Below are 16,913 nucleotides of genomic sequence, written 5' to 3'. Positions count from 1 at the left end.
TTATAAAACATATTTCAAAACAGGGTAGAGTGTTGCCAGTAGAAAGAGGTATCGCAATAGCTTGCCAATTACAATAAGTATAATGCTTTGCCAAAGGTTGAATCTGAGCCAGCCTGCTATTCCACAGAAAATATCGCCAACAATGGGTAGCCAACTAAAAAGTAAGACTAAAATGCCATATTTTTTACTTTTTTCTAATGCCCATTGTGTATAGCGACGATCCGTTTTTTTCGGGTGAGGTACTAACAAGCCCATAGCATAAGTAATTAAGCTACCCAAGCTGTTTCCTAAGGTCGCAACAATTATTAAAACAAATAATGATGGGTAAGGTGTTTCATTTGACACAATATGCTGGCTTGCAAGTGTGGTAAAAATGATCTCAGAATTTCCCGGCAATAGGGTCGAGCTGAGTAGTCCGCTAAAAAACATTGTAATGAGTTGGTTTTGTTCAGAGAAGAATAAGCTGAAAAATGAAGTGATATATTCTGTCATAAATTTATTGTTAATTTGTTAATATTTTGTTTGTTAGAATTTGATTAAATGTTGTGCTTTTAAGGGATTTTGTTCTACATCAAAAAAAAGAGTAGAAATACCTCTGATTATGTAAGATTTTATTTAAAGATGAAACGAAGAGGTCTATAATTCCTTCAAAATATATCGGTTTTTCAATTCTCATAATTAAGGTTATCTGATGTTTTCTCCTGCTGAAATGGCAAAAATCGCAGAAGATGGTGCGGTTTATAAAGCAACAAAAAATCAATTTTATTCCTTTCTTTCTGCCATTACTGCAGGCGGTTTTATTGCAATAGCTTTTGTATTTTATACTACAACCCAAGTAGGTGCGAGTGGAATGCCTTGGGGGGTGGCTAAGCTGATTGGCGGTTTGGTTTTCTCGCTTGGCGTTATTATGTGTGTGGTATTTGGAGCAGAATTGTTTACCTCTTCAACCCTTACGATTGTGGCGAGAGCAAGTAAAAGAATTAACTGGCTACAAATGTTTAAAAACTGGGTAGTGGTTTATTTTGGTAACTTTGTTGGTGCAATTTCAATTGTATTGCTTGTGTGGTTTAGCGGTCAGATTATGGCGGCTAAAGGGCAATGGGGCTTGGTTATTTTAAATACGGCACAGCATAAAATTCATCACGCTTGGTTTGAAGCATTCTGTTTAGGTATTTTCTGTAACATTATGGTATGTATCGCAGTGTGGATGTCTTATGCAGGTAAAAGCCTAACCGATAAAGCCTTTATTATGATGTTGCCAATTGCAATGTTCGTTGCCTCCGGTTTTGAACACTGTGTGGCAAATATGTTTATGATTCCAATGGGAATTGCAATTTCTCATTTTGCCGCTCCGGAGTTTTGGACGGCAATTAATGTTGATCCTGCACAATTTGCGGATTTAGATTTATCTCATTTTGTATTTAAGAACCTTATTCCTGCTACATTAGGCAATATTGTGGGTGGAGTTTTCTTCATTGGCTTAATGCAGTGGTTCTTATACATTAGAAAGCACTAAGATTTTAGATTCAAGCGGTCAAATTTTTGCAAAATTTTACCAAAAATTAACTGCTTCCCGTTTTAACTTACTAACATAGAGGACTTAAAATGACTCAATTAACAGACGCTCAACAAAAAGCGTGGGAAGGTTTTGCCGCCGGCGATTGGCAAACTGAAGTAAATGTGCGTGATTTTATCCAAAAAAACTACACACCGTATGAAGGCGATGAATCTTTCCTAGCTGAAGTAACACCTGCAACAAGTAAATTGTGGGCAGATGTAATGGAAATGATTAAAGTCGAAAACAAAACGCACGAACCGTACGATATTGATTGCGATACTCCATCAACCATTACTTCACACGCACCGGGTTATATTGATAAATCATTAGAAAAAATCGTGGGTCTTCAAACTGATGCTCCGTTAAAACGTGCGATTATGCCGTTTGGTGGAATCAATATGGTAAAAGGCTCTTGTCAGGTATATCGTCGTGAACTTAAACCTGAAGTTGAAAAAATCTTTACTGAATACCGTAAAACCCACAACCAAGGCGTATTTGATGTTTACACACCGGATATTTTACGTTGCCGTAAATCAGGCGTAATTACCGGCTTACCGGATGCTTATGGTCGTGGTCGTATCATTGGGGACTACCGCCGTATGGCACTTTACGGTGCAGATTTCTTAATGAAAGATAAACAACGTCAGTTTGCTTCATTACAAGCTCGTTTAGAATCCGGTGAAGATATTCAAGCAACCATTCAATTGCGTGAAGAAATTGCCGAGCAACACCGTGCGTTAGGCAAAATGAAAGAGATGGCGGCAAGCTATGGTTACGATATTTCTAAACCGGCAACCAATGCACAAGAAGCGGTACAATGGACTTATTTTGCTTACCTTGCAGCGGTTAAATCGCAAAACGGTGCGGCAATGTCGTTTGGTCGTGTATCTTCATTCTTAGATATTTATATTGAGCGTGATTTAAAAGCAGGCAAAATCACCGAACAAGAAGCTCAAGAGTTGATCGACCACTTAGTAATGAAGTTGCGTATGGTGCGTTTCTTGCGTACACCTGAATACGATCAATTATTCTCAGGCGACCCAATGTGGGCAACTGAGACCTTAGCAGGTATGGGCTTAGATGGTCGTACTTTAGTAACGAAAAACAGTTTCCGTATTTTGCACACTCTTTACACAATGGGTCCTTCTCCGGAGCCAAACTTAACCATTCTTTGGTCTGAGCAGTTACCGGAAGCGTTTAAACGTTACTGTGCAAAAGTATCTATTGATACCTCATCAGTACAATATGAAAACGATGACTTAATGCGTCCGGATTTCCAAAATGATGACTATGCGATTGCGTGCTGCGTAAGCCCAATGATTGTAGGTAAAATGATGCAATTCTTCGGTGCTCGTGCAAACTTAGCGAAAACCTTATTATACGCAATCAATGGTGGTATTGATGAGAAATCAGGCGACCAAGTTGGTCCAAAATCTGAAGCAATTACAAGCGAATACTTAGATTACGATGACGTAATGACTCGCTTAGACAGCTTTATGGACTGGTTAGCAACGCAATACGTTACTGCTTTAAACATCATTCACTTTATGCACGATAAATATGCGTACGAAGCGGCATTAATGGCACTTCACGATCGTGATGTATTCCGTACAATGGCGTGTGGTATTGCAGGTTTATCTGTGGCGGCTGACTCACTTTCAGCGATCAAATATGCGAAAGTAAAACCAATCCGCACGGACATTGAAATCAAAAATAAAGCTGGCGAAGTGGTTGGCGTAGCGAAAAATGTAGCAACTGACTTTGAGATTGAAGGCGAATATCCACAATTTGGTAACAACGACAACCGTGTAGATGACATTGCTGTTGATTTAGTTGAACGTTTTATGAAGAAAATTCAAAAACTTAAAACATACCGCAACGCAACCCCAACTCAGTCTGTTCTTACTATCACATCTAATGTGGTTTACGGTAAGAAAACAGGTAATACGCCAGATGGTCGCCGTTCAGGTGCTCCATTCGGACCGGGTGCAAACCCAATGCACGGACGTGACCAAAAAGGTGCGGTTGCTTCATTAACTTCTGTGGCTAAATTACCGTTTGCTTATGCGAAAGATGGTATCTCTTATACCTTCTCAATCGTACCAAATGCGTTAGGTAAAGATTATGAAGCACAAAAACGTAACCTTGCGGGCTTAATGGACGGCTACTTCCACCACGAAGCAACAGTAGAGGGTGGTCAGCACTTAAATGTGAACGTATTAAATCGCGATACATTATTAGATGCGGTAGAACACCCAGAGAAATACCCACAATTAACCATTCGTGTATCAGGTTACGCGGTACGTTTCAACTCTTTAACCAAAGAGCAACAAATGGACGTAATTACCCGTACCTTTACTGAAAGTATGTAATAGCAATTTGCAAAACTTTTAGAAAAATCAACCGCTTGTGGTATTTATGCCACAAGCGGTTTTTTTGTGATCTCGCTCGAAAAAATAGTTATTCATTTACACAGCTTTAGAAATATTGTTTATAATTACAGTGTTCTATATGGGAGAAAGAGATGTCTAAGCAAGATTTAATTCGTTCCTCTGTGGCAGAATATCTGACCTTTATCACGGCAACAGGGGAAAGCCAAGTTGATGCTATTTACTCTGATGAAAATGTTTGGCTAAGCCAAAAAATGATGGCAGTGTTGTATGATGTTGATGTACGAACAATTAGCTATCATCTTAAAAAAATCTTTAATGACAATGAGTTAGCTGAAAATTCAGTTATCCAATTTTTTTGGATAACTGCCCAAGACGGAAAAAACTACCAGACGAAGCACTATAATTTATCTGCCATTATCGCAGTAGGTTATAAAGTTAATTCCGAGCGAGCAGTGCAGTTTCGCAAATGGGCGACTGAAATTGTACAGAGCTTTGCGATTAAAGGCTTTGCGATGGACGATGAACGGCTAAAAAATGACGGCACTATTTTAGGCAAAAAATACTTTGAAGAACAGCTCGCTCGCATTCGGGAAATTCGATTATCCGAACGCAAGTTCTACCAAAAAATCACCGACATTTATGCAACCGCAGTGGATTACGACCGCACCGCAACTGCCACCAAACGCTTTTTTGCTACAGTACAAAATAAATTGCACTGGGCAATTCACGGACAAACTGCTGCTGAACTGATTATGGCAAGAGCCAATGCCGAAAAACCGAATATGGGGCTAACGAATTGGAAAGACGCTCCGCAGGGTAAAATTTACCCCTTTGATGTAGTCGTTGCCAAAAATTACCTGTCTGACAATGAGCTGGCACAATTACAACGGCTGGTATCGGCTTATTTAGATATGGCAGAAGATATGGCAGAACGCCAAATTCCTATGACAATGGCAGATTGGGAAACCCGTCTCAATCGCTTTCTTGCCGCTACCGACCGAGAAATTTTACAAGATGCCGGCAAAGTTACTGCTGAAATCGCTAAATCGTTTGCCTTAAGCGAATTTGAAAAATACCGAGTGAAACAAGATTTGAGTTATGAAAGTGATTTTGACTTAATGGTAAAAGAGATAGCAGCCAAATACCACGCAGGTTAGGTTTGCAAATTTTTACGGAAAACTAACCGCTTACAAGCGGTGAAAATAGGTTTAAAAAATGCAAAAATTTAAATATAGCGTATAATTCCAATATGTTATTAATTTGTTTATATAAGGTTTCTTTAATGTATCAAAATTTTTCTGCTGAATTAAATTGGGCAACACTACATATGACCCGTACACGTGCGGCTGTTGAGGCTTTACCTGATTTATCTCACGTCCGCTTGGCGTGCAATATGCACTTAGATTTGAAAATGGCTCCGTTAGTGAAAGGTTTGCTAGATAAAGGGGCAAAAGTGTTTTTAACCACTTGCAACCCAACCACCGTACAAGATGATGTTGTAGAGTATTTAGTTGAACACGGTGCAGATGCTCACGCTTGGCGAAATATGTCCAATGCCGACTGGCACGAAAGTTTCCAAAAAGCAGTAGATTGGCAGCCAACCCATTTATGCGAAATGGGGTCGGATTTAACCTCACTCATTCACTCGAAAGGCTTACAAACAGGTGTGAAAGCAGGCTTAGAAGCCACCGGTTCAGGCGTGAACCGTTTAAATGGTCTGAAACCTTATTACCCGATTTTCAACTGGGATGATTTGCCGGTGAAAGAAGGTTTACACAACCGCCATATGGTGGGCTTAACCGCTTGGCATACTTTCTTACAAACCACCCACTTAAGCCTACACGAAAAAACAGTAGTTGTTATTGGTTATGGTTTGGTAGGGCAAGGTGTGGCAGCTTCAGCAAAAGCCTACGGTGGTAAAGTGATTGTGGCTGAATTAGATCGTGCAAGAGCGTTACAAGCCGAATATGACGGTTGGATGGTAATGCCACTTGCTGAGGCAATCAAAATTGCTGATGTGGTTGCCACAGCAACAGGGGCGAAAAACGTGCTTTCAGGCAAGATGATTGAACAAGCGAAATCAGGCTTATTTATTTTAAATGTCGGACACGTTGCCGAAGAAATTGATGTGCCGTTTTTAAAACAACACCCGATGAGCGTGCCGATGCCGTATGTCAATGCTTACCAAGTAGGTGAGAAAACCGTTTATCTGTTGGCAGACGGCTCAATGTTTAACCTCACAGCAGGTTATGGCGACAGTATTAATGCCTTTGATGTAACTTTAGCGGTTATGGCAAGCGGCATTGGGCATATTGTCGGCGAAGGTGAAAAGGCAGAAAAAGATGTTTACTTACTACCGAAAGCTGTTTGGCAAAAAGTGTTATAAAATCGACCGCTTGTAATCGGTTGGAATATACTTAAAATAATCAACTTTAAAGTAAAACAGCCCTGAATTGGGCTGTTTGTCGATAAATTGAGTACGCTAAATACAATAAATTTGTTTTGAACCTTTCGATTTAGGTTGGTAGCACTGACCTCTAAAGTGAGCGGGAATACCTTTTAATCGTTTCACTTCTTTCGCCTCTTTCCCATTGATATAAGCATCAGTTTGATAGCCGTTTCCGCCTGTTGTCATTGCTAAATTGATGTTGATAAAACTCACTATAACACCATTATCAAAAGTATGGCTCTGTTCTTGCATTCCATTTGAGCAGTTTCTGACTTTGCTTTTTGTGAGCTTTCCGTTCTTAAGATAATAACCTGTGGAATAGCGTTGTCCTTGCCCGTAATCTTCATCGCAGGCAAGGGCTGAAAGAGGAAAAATAAGGGGGATTAAAATGAATACTGATTTTAAATTGCACATAGTTGAAAAAAATAAATATTAAAAATAAAGCAACCTAAATTTAAGTTGCTTTATATTAAAAATCAACTAGTAAGATACTTTAATTTCAATGTCTGAATATAAATTGGGAATGATAGAATCTAGCTCTTTTTTTATATTAGTTTTTAATTTTTCTAAATTAATATCAAATATTTCTTTATGGAAAATAAGAATGTGCTTTTTCCCATTAGTAGCCTTATCGCTATATTTTTCTAAGAATGTATAATTTTCTTTTTCTAATTTAGAAATAATATCAGAATGCAATTCTACATTATTGCTGATAATATGAATTTCAGTGCTCATTGCTATCGTCTCCATCTTCCTGTTTCTGGATCAATTTGAATACTCAAAGGACAATAGCCTGATTTTATATTGATAGTAAAAATTAGACCATCGGCATCGTATGTACATCTACAATATTGTACCCCGCACTCTTGAGTATCAGATACTTCCCAAGCAGTAATAAAATCTGCAAAAGCACTTACAGACGTTCCTAAACCAATAGCTAAAATAGCTAATTTTCTTAAATTACGCATACTTTTCTCCTATCTAGGTTAATTAAGAATTTGTTTTCTTCCAAAATGGAACTTGTGGTTTCCCAAAATCATTTTCTCCATCGTTACCTTTAAGAAAAGATAGTGAAACTACACAACAATAAGAAAGCCCTAAAATTAGCATATAGATAATAATAACTCCTCCAGAATTAGTCAGTAGTGATAGAGAATCTCTTAATTCATTTGATGACATAAATAGATATTCTGCCTGCTCCATATCAGATTGTATTCTAGAGAACATTAATGAATGATATTGTTCAATCAAATCATAATTAATTTTGGATTGCATATTAAGATAATAAATAATCAATAAAAAAGAAGTGATATCAAGCAGGAGTATTGTGTTATATAGTTTACTTTCTGTTGGCTTCTTATTGAAATCATGAACTCTTCTAGTAAGATAAGAGTATTTAATTATCAAATAAATAACTAAAGCAATTAGTAGTGAAGTATAGAATACAGGCTCTTCCTGAATTATATCTAATAGAGCGAATTCTCCTCGCATACCAACTAACAAAAGAATAGCTAGATTAAATGCTATAGAGCCTATAAAGAAAAATAACAAGAATAGAGTAAAGGAGGCTCTTCCAACCCTTCCCTGAAATCCAAAGATTCCTTTGATGATATTCATTTTTAAACTCCTATTATTGAAAAATATGCCTTCTAGGCATTTAATGTGCGTATTCTATGCCTTATAGCATATTCAGTCAATGCAATAAATCACAAAAAATATGCCTAAAATGAATAATCAGAGTAGGCAGCAAAATGGCACAACCAGTGGCATCAGACATCGACCGTCTTGTCGGTCAAAGAATTCAACAAAAACGCAGAGAAATGGGCTATTCGGCGGAAAGGCTGTCGGAGTATGTGGATATTTCTCAACCACAACTTTCACGCTACGAGCGTGGGGCGAATAAGATCAACGTGGCACATTTGGTGGCGATTGCGACTTTTTTGAAAACGCCGATCAGTTACTTTTTTGCCGATTGTATGGAAGGATTTGATTGGAATAGCGATGAAGCCGACCGATATTGGCAGGAATTAACCCAAACGCAAAAATCGCTATTAGTTGATTTTCTGAAAGAGATCAAAAAATAGTTGGGATTTCTCGCTGAGTAAAGTTTAATGGCTTGATTTATTTCTGCGAACAATCTAAAAATTTGCTACAATTTGTCAAAATTTTTTGAGGTTCGAGGTAAGTAAATGTCTGTTGTTGGACGTATCCATTCTTATGAATCCTGTGGCACAGTAGATGGTCCGGGAATTCGCTTTATTCTTTTCTTGCAAGGCTGTTTAATGCGTTGTAAATATTGCCATAATCGCGATACTTGGGATCTGGATGGTGGCAAAGAAATTACCGTTGAAGATCTAATGAAAGAAGTAACGACTTACAAGCATTTTATGAAAGCAACCGGTGGTGGCGTAACGGCTTCGGGTGGGGAAGCAGTGTTGCAAATGGAATTTGTGCGTGATTGGTTCAGAGCTTGTAAAGCGGAAGGGATCAATACTTGCCTTGATACCAACGGTTTTGTCCGTAATTACAGTCCATTAGTGGATGAAATGTTGGAAGTGACCGATTTAGTGTTGCTCGATTTAAAACAGCTTAACGATGAAATTCACCAAGATTTGGTTGGTGTGTCTAATAAACGTACCCTTGATTTTGCTCGCTATTTACACAAAATGAATAAGCCGACTTGGATTCGCTATGTGGTTGTGCCGGGCTATACGGACGATGATGATTCTGCTCATCGCTTAGGACAATTTATTCAAGGAATGGATAATATTGAGAAAGTGGAACTATTGCCATACCATCGCTTAGGTGCACACAAGTGGGAAACCTTAGGCTATAAATATGATCTGGACGGCGTGTTGCCACCACCGAAAGAAGATTTAGAGCGTATCCAAAAAATTATTGAAAGTTACGGACACACAGTCAAATTCTAAAGACAAGCGGTTATATTTTGTAGGTTTTTTGCAAAATATGACCGCTTGTTTTCTTTTCTCTCCAACTTTGTGTATTATTTTGATACGAATTTTCATTTTGACTATAAAAGGAAAAAATAATGTCTAACCCTCTTTTAAATTACACAGGCTTGCCTGAGTTTTCCAAAATCAAACCTGAACACATCAAACCTGCGGTGGAAGCCGTGATTAAAGAGTGCCGTGAAACCATTGAGGCGGTGGCAAAAATTGAAAACCCAACGTGGGAAAACTTCTATATGCCGCAAGCGATGGCGGGCGACAAATTCTCTCGTGCGTGGTCGCCGGTAGGGCATTTAAATGCGGTGAAAAACTCTCCTGAATTGCGTGAAGAATATCAAGCCTGTTTACCATTATTATCGGAATACAGCACTTGGGCGGGGCAACATCAAGGCTTATATCAAGGCTACTTAAAATTAAAAAACAGCCCTGAATTTGCTCACTATTCGACTGCACAGAAAAAAGCGATAGAAAACAGCCTGCAAGATTTTGAATTATCGGGCATTTCTCTGCCAGCAGATAAACAAAAACGCTATGGCGAAATTTCCGCTCGTTTATCGGAACTTAGCTCACAATTTAGCAATAACGTGCTAGATGCCACAATGGGTTGGGACATCGTAATTACTGACGAAGCTCAATTAAAAGGTTTGCCGGAATCGGCACTTGAAGCCGCAAAATTATCCGCTGAAAGCAAAGGCAAAAAAGGCTATCGCTTTACCCTTGAATTTCCAAGCTATCTGCCAGTGATGACTTACTGCGAAAACAAAACCTTGCGTGAAGAAATGTACCGAGCTTTTGTAACCCGTGCCTCAGATCAAGGTCCAAATGCAGGCAAATGGGATAACAGTGCCATCATTGATGAAATCTTAAAATTACGCCACGAAAGATCACAACTGCTTGGCTTTAAAACCTATGCGGATTATTCCCTTGCCACCAAAATGGCAGAAAATCCACAACAAGTATTGGATTTCTTAAACGATTTAGCCACTCGCTCAAAAGCACAAGGTAAAAACGAATTGTGCGAATTGAAAAAATTTACCAAAGAACACTTTAGCGTAGAACATTTGGATTTATGGGATATTACTTTCTACAGCGAAAAACAAAAACAAGCGTTATATTCAGTGAATGATGAAGAACTTCGCCCATACTTCCCTGAAAACCGAGTACTTTCAGGCTTGTTTGAGGTGATGAAACGTGTTTTCGGTATGCGTGTGGAAGAACAACAAGACGTAGATGTTTGGCATAAAGATGTGCGTTTTTTCAATATTTTTGATAAAAATGACCGCTTGCGTGGCTCGTTCTACCTTGATTTATACGCTCGTGAAAACAAACGTGGCGGTGCGTGGATGGACGATTGCATCAACCAAAAACGCTTAGCGGATGGTTCACTGCAAAAACCGGTTGCCTATTTAACCTGTAATTTTAACAAGCCGATTGGCGACAAACCGGCATTGTTTACGCACGATGAAGTTACTACCTTATTCCACGAATTTGGACACGGTATTCACCATATGCTGACTGAAATTGAAGTAGGCGATGTTGCCGGCACTAACGGCGTGCCGTGGGATGCGGTGGAATTACCAAGCCAATTCTTAGAAAACTGGTGCTGGGAAGAAGAGGCACTTGCCTTTATTTCAGGGCATTACGAAACTGGAGAGCCGTTACCAAAAGCGAAATTAGAGCAATTATTGGCGGCGAAAAACTTCCAAGCGGCGATGTTTGTATTACGCCAATTAGAGTTCGGCTTGTTCGATTTCCGCCTACACACCGAGTACGACCCAAACAAACAAGGTCAAGTATTGGCATTGTTAAAAGAAGTGAAAGAAAAAGTGGCAGTGGCAAAAGGCGTGGAGTGGGCAAGAACGCCACACAGTTTCTCGCATATTTTTGCCGGTGGCTATGCGGCAGGCTATTACAGCTACTTATGGGCGGAGGTGCTTTCAGCAGATGCTTATTCACGCTTTGAGGAAGAAGGTATTTTCAATGCGGAAACCGGACAATCTTTCTTAGATAATATCTTAACCCGTGGCGGCTCAGAAGAGCCAATGGTGCTATTTGAACGCTTCCGTGGCAGAAAACCAACCCTCGATGCGTTACTCAGACATAAAGGGATTTTGGGTAACACGGCATCTGAAGCCTGTGGTACAAACTAGCGTTAAATGAAAACAACCAAGCGGTCAAAATTGCAAAATTTTTTGCAGATTTGACCGCTTGTCTTTTCTTTCTTTGGGAACAGGTTATAATTTCCAACATTAATTATAACGAGAATGTACCTATGTCTTTAGATTTATCCGATATTCGAACACAAATTACCACCCTTGATCGCAATTTATTAAAGCTACTTGCCGAACGCCATCGTTTGGCATTTGATGTGGTGCGTAGCAAGGAAATCACGCAAAAACCGCTGCGAGATTTAGAGCGTGAAAAAGCGTTATTGCAAGAATTAGTTAATTTTTCGGAAGCGGAGAATTATCAGCTCGATCCGCAATATGTTACCCAAATTTTCCAACGCATTATTGAAGATTCGGTGCTGACTCAGCAAACTTATCTGCAAAATAAACTCAACGCTCAGAAAGAAGAGCAGGTGTCAGTTGCTTTTTTAGGAATGCGTGGCTCTTATTCCAATATGGCAACTCGTCAATTTGCCAAAAAATATCAAGGGGCGTTGCTGGAGCTAAGCTGTGGCTCTTTTAATGAAGTGTTTGAAAAAGTCAGTTCGGGCGAGGCGGAGTTTGGCGTGCTGCCGCTCGAAAATACCACTTCAGGTTCTATCAATGAAGTCTATGATTTGTTGCAGCATACGGATTTAACCTTAGTGGGCGAGTTGGCTTACCCGATCAAACATTGTGTATTAGCAAACGGCAATGTGGGTTTAGCTGAAGTAGATACCGTTTACACCCACCCTCAGCCGGCTCAGCAATGTAGCCAATTTTTGGCAACCCTAGATAAAGTGCATATTAAATATTGCGAAAGCAGCTCGCACGCCATGCAAATGGTAGCACGTTTGAATAAGCCTAATATTGTGGCACTAGGGAATGAAGATGGCGGTAAGCTCTATGGTTTAACTAGCATTAAAACCGAGATTGCCAATCAGCCGAATAATATCACCCGTTTTATTGTGTTATCTAAGGAAGCGGTGAAAGTCTCACCACAGGTACAAACTAAAACTTTATTATTGATGACTACCACTCAACAAGCCGGTGCATTGGTAGATGCGTTGATGGTATTCAAAACCCATAATATCCGTATGACAAAACTAGAATCTCGTCCGATTTATGGTAAGCCTTGGGAAGAGATGTTTTATGTGGAATTAGAAGCGAATATTCATTCCGAAAATACGCAAAAAGCGTTGATAGAACTTGAAGAAGTAACTAGCTATCTTAAAGTGTTAGGTTGCTACCCGAGTGAAATTATTGAGCCTGTGAAGCTTTAATCAATAAAAATGAATGAAGGGCTGCTTTTAAACACAGCCCTTCATTATGTTTGAGTAATTTAGCATTTACTTTCTTGAGCAGCGAGGTAGTCTAAATGTTGGCGGCTTTGGAACGGCACAATAGACAACTCGCCATTAGGAGAAATAAGTTGATAAAATTGTGGGTGGTTAAAGCTGCCAAATGAGATATCTGTTTTTTCCTTCTGCTGTTTATTGTGTTGTAATTTATTGATTTTTCGGATTTTTTCTTCTTTATTGCCGGAACAATTATAGTAACTTTCCACACTATTTTTTTCATCAACCACATACACATTAAAACTGCTATCTTGGTTATCTTCAAAGAAGAATTGCAAAAAGCCTTCGCTGGCAAATTCGCTGATTTTTTGAGGAAATGGTTTTTTCTCTTTGGCTATATCAGCGGTTAGATTTGCAACGTTTTCACGATTTTCGACCGCTTGTTCTTCAATCTGCTTAATGCCAACCGTCTGTTTACGGAAGATCACTTGCCACGTTTTGCCCGCAATTTTTAAGTGGCGTAGCTCATCGGCGTGCAGTAAACAACCTGTTTGAATTGCAATACATTTATGCACTAAATCAGCAACAAACTCACGAAGATCGCTGCGTAAATATTTACTATAGCAAAAAATATTCACGGAATTTGGTGAGGCTGCACTTTGATAAATTCGATTAGAAACTAATTTCAGTGCTTTTAAAATGGCATCTTCGCCGTCGAAATGTTGAGTGCGGATTTCATTCCAAACATTTCGGTAAATAATGCTGACACTACCGACTAAGGTTTTTTGCGTTTTACCAAAATTAAATAGATCACTTTGGCAAACTTTTTTAGGCAAGTCAGTAATGGTTTCCGTCGGATCTTGCACTAAATTGATCGCAATCGCTAAGTTACGAATTTTATTCGGATGATACATATCTTCCTGTGTCATCTCCGGTGCTTGAATCGGGAAAGTTAAGCGTAAATCGGTAATAAATTGGCGTAATTTCTGCGTATTTAGGTTATTGCTCGCCGTGTGCAAATGGGTATTGGCATTTATAATGCCGTTAAAAAATCCCCAAGCAATCAGTTTAACCGGGCTTTTGTTGTAGTGAACATAGCGAAGGTTTGAATCATATTGACTTTTGGGTGCTTGATTCACTAAATACCAACCTGGTTGCATTGAGCTACCGGCTTTTACTTCAATAAAAGTTACGGCATTTTCTGCTACGTTCGGCGATATTTTCGGATTGATTAACGGCACTTTACCCGGCAAAGTTTCAAATACAGAGTAAAGTCTTCGCATTAAAATGTCGGTATCGTTGGTCATAATACTCGGATTAAGATGGAATTTTCGAGCGAAGTGGATTAAGTTACGATAGCTTTGTAGCAGGTGATCAATCAGCATATTTTCGTGGCTCATCACTTGCTTAATTTTCCAGTTTAGGCGATTTTGTAATAATGTAGTTTGTGCCTCATTCCAAGACCATTGTTCAACTAAAGATTGTAACGCTTCTGTACGCCAGTTTTTTCTGATTTCCCCTTCAATCGCTTTTGCATAAAAACAGACACGCAAGCGGTCTAATTTTACCCATTCTTTGCGAGTAATAAGATGTTCGGTAACTAGCTCAAGCATTGCTAGATAAGGGTCAAAATGGTATTCAATTGATTCATCACTCAGAATTTTTTTCTTAAACTCTTTTGAAATTAATTTTGTTTTCGGGTAAGTGTGGGCATAGCATTCCAGCAATAAAATCTTAATGGCTGATTTGTAAGGGTTATTGATCCCTTTATAGAGTTGCCATAGGCTTGCCCCAAAGAATTCGCTCGTAGAAAGACTGGAGAAATCGCCAAAATCTACCCATTCGTTTAAATCAATTTCAGGATTATTATGAGCAGTTTGATATTCATCTTTATGCAGATGTAACCACAGTAAGCGTTTACCTGCAAGTAGTATGGCTGAACGATAAAATTCATCAAGCAAGAAAAAATGCTGAGCTGAACCACTGTGTTCATCTGTTACACCACTACTGTAAGTTTGAGTTTTAAACTGCTCCGGGTTCATTAAGAAAATATTAATGTCCACATCAAAGGTTTTCGCCCATTCTTGTAGCTTAGTAATTTTAAGCTCCATTAATTTATATTGTTCAATAGTAAGCGTGTTTGAATAGCATAACCATAAATCTAAATCTGACAGACTTGTTTGAGTAATAGACCCCGTGCTCCCCATACAGTAGAGAGCATCAAAATGAGTTTGATTTTTTAAATGATGTTCGGAAATAGCCTCGTGAAAGCTATAAGACATTAATGAGTTTTTTTGATAATCAGATAATTCAAAATGCCAAATACCTTGCGGTGCATTTTCTACATATGCAGGTAAGCTTGGGTGGTTAAGATGAATAAGTAATGGGAGCAATGAAAAAACGTGGCTAAAGCTTTGATTATTGGCACTAATAGCCCGCTCAATGCGATAAGCATTAAGTTTATCAATTCTTTTTTTAGTTAAAGCTAATTTTTGGGAAAAATTTCCCTTACTTGCCTTAATAGCAGTTCCTTCTACTATTTTTGCTGTAGTAGCTTCAAGGGAGAGTGTTTTCACGCTAATTTCCTTTTTAAAATGTGATCCACTTAACATTTTAGCTGAAAAGTAATGATAGTATAAGGTAATAGCTCAAAAAAGTAAAAAATACAATTTTCTCTAAAAGAGTTCAGACCAGTCATAATTTTAGTGTAAAATAAACAAGTTTTAGTAGCTTATTTGAGTGAACAAGTGTAAGCTGAATTGACTATTTTTTCAGAAAAAATGATGAAGGAAACAAAATGAAAAGAGTTGTTATTACAGGTTTAGGTGTTATTTCAAGTATTGGTAACAATAAAGAAGAAGTGTTAGCCTCATTAAAAGAAGGAAAATCGGGCATTGAATTCGTGCCTGATTTTGCTGAAGTAGGTATGCGTAGCCAAGTTGCAGGGACAATTAAATTAAACCCGGCAGAGCTAATTGACCGTAAAATTTATCGTTTTATGGGCGATGCAGCGGCTTATGCTTATCTTTCTATGAAAGAAGCGATTGAAGATTCAGGTTTAACTGAAGAACAAATTTCTAACGATCGTACGGGCTTAGTTATCGGTGCTGGTACAGGTTCGGCTCATAGTCAATTAGTAGCGTGTGATGCGGTGCGTGGTCCGCGTGGCGTGAAAGGTATTGGTCCTTATGCGGTAACGAAAACAATGGCATCAAGCGTGTCAGCCTGTTTGGCAACACCATATAAAATCCGTGGTGTGAACTATTCGATCAGCTCGGCTTGTGCGACTTCTGCTCATTGTATCGGGCACGCAATGGAATTAATTCAATTAGGCAAACAAGACATCGTTTTTGCAGGTGGTGCGGAAGAGCTTTCTTGGGAATGTGCAACTGAATTTGATGCAATGGGTGCGGTATCTTCTAAATATAATGACACACCAACCAAAGCAAGCCGTGCTTATGATGCAAACCGTGACGGTTTCGTTATCGCAGGTGGTGGTGCGGTTGTGGTTGTAGAAGAATTAGAACACGCTCTTGCCCGTGGTGCTAAAATCTACGCTGAAATTGTGGGATATGGTGCAACGTCTGACGGTTATGATATGGTAGCTCCAAGTGGTGAAGGTGCTGAGCGTTGTATGAGACAAGCAATGGCAACGGTAAATGGTGAGATTGAGTATATTAATGTTCACGGCACATCTACACCAGTGGGTGATGTAAAAGAACTGGGGGCAATCCGCAATGTATTTGGTGATAAAAAGCCTGCTATTTCTTCAACCAAATCAATGACTGGACATTCACTTGGTGCAGCAGGAGCTCACGAAGCAATTTACTCATTATTAATGTTAGATAACAACTTCATCGCACCAAGCATTAATATTGAAACTCTTGATGAGCAAGCTGAAGGTATGAATATTGTAACTGAACGCCAAGATAAAGAATTAACGACTGTTATGTCTAACAGCTTTGGTTTCGGTGGTACAAATGCCTGCTTAGTATTCCAACGTTATTCAAAATAGTCTCATCTTAATGGATAAAAAAGTGCGGTAACGCACTTTTTTATTGCCTACAAGCGGTTGAATTTGGCTAAAAATTTGCAAATT

15 protein-coding genes are annotated in these 16,913 nt (G+C 39.0%); 9 read left to right on the top strand and 6 right to left on the bottom strand.

The window, feature by feature from the left end:
* Entirely contained in the window at nt 1-492 is a 492-nt protein-coding gene (locus V6W77_RS07615) for a YqaA family protein (protein WP_334254276.1), read from the bottom strand.
* Between the two features lie 199 nt (nt 493-691).
* Here V6W77_RS07615 and focA point away from each other — a divergent pair, with 199 nt between their 5' ends.
* From focA to V6W77_RS07595, 4 genes are all read left to right on the top strand, one after another.
* Complete coding sequence (gene focA, locus V6W77_RS07610) at nt 692-1,516, top strand: formate transporter FocA (RefSeq protein WP_025235467.1); 825 nt, start codon at nt 692-694, stop codon at nt 1,514-1,516.
* Nucleotides 1,517-1,605: 89 nt separating this feature from the next.
* Nucleotides 1,606-3,930, top strand: a complete 2,325-nt coding sequence (gene pflB, locus V6W77_RS07605) for a formate C-acetyltransferase (protein WP_188157557.1) — start codon at nt 1,606-1,608, stop codon at nt 3,928-3,930.
* Nucleotides 3,931-4,082: 152 nt separating this feature from the next.
* Nucleotides 4,083-5,108, top strand: a complete 1,026-nt coding sequence (locus tag V6W77_RS07600; protein ID WP_334254275.1) for a virulence RhuM family protein — start codon at nt 4,083-4,085, stop codon at nt 5,106-5,108.
* 125 nt (nt 5,109-5,233) lie between these two features.
* The gene (locus V6W77_RS07595; RefSeq protein WP_334254274.1) at nt 5,234-6,337 is read left to right on the top strand and encodes an adenosylhomocysteinase; all 1,104 of its coding nucleotides are present in this window, start codon (nt 5,234-5,236) and stop codon (nt 6,335-6,337) included.
* A 96-nt stretch (nt 6,338-6,433) separates the two neighbouring features.
* Here the strand turns inward: V6W77_RS07595 and V6W77_RS07590 are convergent, their stop codons facing one another.
* The 4 genes from V6W77_RS07590 to V6W77_RS07575 form a co-directional block, all read right to left on the bottom strand.
* The gene (locus V6W77_RS07590; RefSeq protein ID WP_334254273.1) at nt 6,434-6,814 is read right to left on the bottom strand and encodes a hypothetical protein; all 381 of its coding nucleotides are present in this window, start codon (nt 6,812-6,814) and stop codon (nt 6,434-6,436) included.
* Nucleotides 6,815-6,880: 66 nt separating this feature from the next.
* Nucleotides 6,881-7,135 (bottom strand): hypothetical protein, encoded by a 255-nt coding sequence (locus V6W77_RS07585; RefSeq protein WP_334254272.1) that lies wholly within the window; start codon nt 7,133-7,135, stop codon nt 6,881-6,883.
* Nucleotides 7,136-7,137: 2 nt separating this feature from the next.
* Nucleotides 7,138-7,368 (bottom strand): hypothetical protein, encoded by a 231-nt coding sequence (locus tag V6W77_RS07580; protein ID WP_334254271.1) that lies wholly within the window; start codon nt 7,366-7,368, stop codon nt 7,138-7,140.
* A 22-nt stretch (nt 7,369-7,390) separates the two neighbouring features.
* Nucleotides 7,391-8,017, bottom strand: coding sequence for a DUF805 domain-containing protein (locus tag V6W77_RS07575; protein ID WP_334254270.1), 627 nt, complete (start codon nt 8,015-8,017; stop codon nt 7,391-7,393).
* Nucleotides 8,018-8,151: 134 nt separating this feature from the next.
* On the opposite strand from V6W77_RS07575, the gene V6W77_RS07570 reads away from it, so the two are divergent.
* The 4 genes from V6W77_RS07570 to V6W77_RS07555 all read left to right on the top strand — a co-directional run bounded on the left by V6W77_RS07570 (nt 8,152) and on the right by V6W77_RS07555 (nt 12,799).
* Nucleotides 8,152-8,484 (top strand): helix-turn-helix domain-containing protein, encoded by a 333-nt coding sequence (locus V6W77_RS07570; protein WP_188157559.1) that lies wholly within the window; start codon nt 8,152-8,154, stop codon nt 8,482-8,484.
* Nucleotides 8,485-8,589: 105 nt separating this feature from the next.
* Nucleotides 8,590-9,330, top strand: coding sequence for a pyruvate formate lyase 1-activating protein (pflA, locus tag V6W77_RS07565; RefSeq protein WP_334254269.1), 741 nt, complete (start codon nt 8,590-8,592; stop codon nt 9,328-9,330).
* 119 nt (nt 9,331-9,449) lie between these two features.
* Nucleotides 9,450-11,519 carry an oligopeptidase A gene (prlC, locus tag V6W77_RS07560; protein ID WP_334254268.1) on the top strand — a complete coding sequence of 690 codons (2,070 nt, stop codon included), beginning with the start codon at nt 9,450-9,452 and terminating at the stop codon, nt 11,517-11,519.
* A 122-nt stretch (nt 11,520-11,641) separates the two neighbouring features.
* Entirely contained in the window at nt 11,642-12,799 is a 1,158-nt protein-coding gene (locus V6W77_RS07555; protein ID WP_334254267.1) for a chorismate mutase, read from the top strand.
* Nucleotides 12,800-12,858: 59 nt separating this feature from the next.
* Here the strand turns inward: V6W77_RS07555 and V6W77_RS07550 are convergent, their stop codons facing one another.
* Nucleotides 12,859-15,390, bottom strand: a complete 2,532-nt coding sequence (locus tag V6W77_RS07550; RefSeq protein ID WP_334254266.1) for a class I adenylate cyclase — start codon at nt 15,388-15,390, stop codon at nt 12,859-12,861.
* A 221-nt stretch (nt 15,391-15,611) separates the two neighbouring features.
* On the opposite strand from V6W77_RS07550, the gene fabB reads away from it, so the two are divergent.
* Entirely contained in the window at nt 15,612-16,829 is a 1,218-nt protein-coding gene (gene fabB / locus V6W77_RS07545; protein ID WP_283387001.1) for a beta-ketoacyl-ACP synthase I, read from the top strand.
* The last annotated feature ends 84 nt before the right edge of the window (nt 16,830-16,913 follow it).

It is taken from the genome of Mannheimia indoligenes, assembly GCF_036880405.1.
Classification (GTDB): domain Bacteria; phylum Pseudomonadota; class Gammaproteobacteria; order Enterobacterales; family Pasteurellaceae; genus Mannheimia; species Mannheimia indoligenes.
The sequence above is the reverse complement of the archived record's forward strand: the minus strand, read 5'-3'. Positions and strand labels throughout refer to the sequence as shown.

Bases quoted from the DNA above. Each gene is read 5' to 3' on its own strand.
- V6W77_RS07615 (WP_334254276.1), bottom strand. From the start codon at position 492: ATGACAGAATATATCACTTCATTTTTCAGCTTATTCTTCTCTGAACAA.
- focA (WP_025235467.1), top strand. From the start codon at position 692: ATGTTTTCTCCTGCTGAAATGGCAAAAATCGCAGAAGATGGTGCGGTT.
- pflB (WP_188157557.1), top strand. From the start codon at position 1,606: ATGACTCAATTAACAGACGCTCAACAAAAAGCGTGGGAAGGTTTTGCC.
- V6W77_RS07600 (WP_334254275.1), top strand. From the start codon at position 4,083: ATGTCTAAGCAAGATTTAATTCGTTCCTCTGTGGCAGAATATCTGACC.
- V6W77_RS07595 (WP_334254274.1), top strand. From the start codon at position 5,234: ATGTATCAAAATTTTTCTGCTGAATTAAATTGGGCAACACTACATATG.
- V6W77_RS07590 (WP_334254273.1), bottom strand. From the start codon at position 6,814: ATGTGCAATTTAAAATCAGTATTCATTTTAATCCCCCTTATTTTTCCT.
- V6W77_RS07585 (WP_334254272.1), bottom strand. From the start codon at position 7,135: ATGAGCACTGAAATTCATATTATCAGCAATAATGTAGAATTGCATTCT.
- V6W77_RS07580 (WP_334254271.1), bottom strand. From the start codon at position 7,368: ATGCGTAATTTAAGAAAATTAGCTATTTTAGCTATTGGTTTAGGAACG.
- V6W77_RS07575 (WP_334254270.1), bottom strand. From the start codon at position 8,017: ATGAATATCATCAAAGGAATCTTTGGATTTCAGGGAAGGGTTGGAAGA.
- V6W77_RS07570 (WP_188157559.1), top strand. From the start codon at position 8,152: ATGGCACAACCAGTGGCATCAGACATCGACCGTCTTGTCGGTCAAAGA.
- pflA (WP_334254269.1), top strand. From the start codon at position 8,590: ATGTCTGTTGTTGGACGTATCCATTCTTATGAATCCTGTGGCACAGTA.
- prlC (WP_334254268.1), top strand. From the start codon at position 9,450: ATGTCTAACCCTCTTTTAAATTACACAGGCTTGCCTGAGTTTTCCAAA.
- V6W77_RS07555 (WP_334254267.1), top strand. From the start codon at position 11,642: ATGTCTTTAGATTTATCCGATATTCGAACACAAATTACCACCCTTGAT.
- fabB (WP_283387001.1), top strand. From the start codon at position 15,612: ATGAAAAGAGTTGTTATTACAGGTTTAGGTGTTATTTCAAGTATTGGT.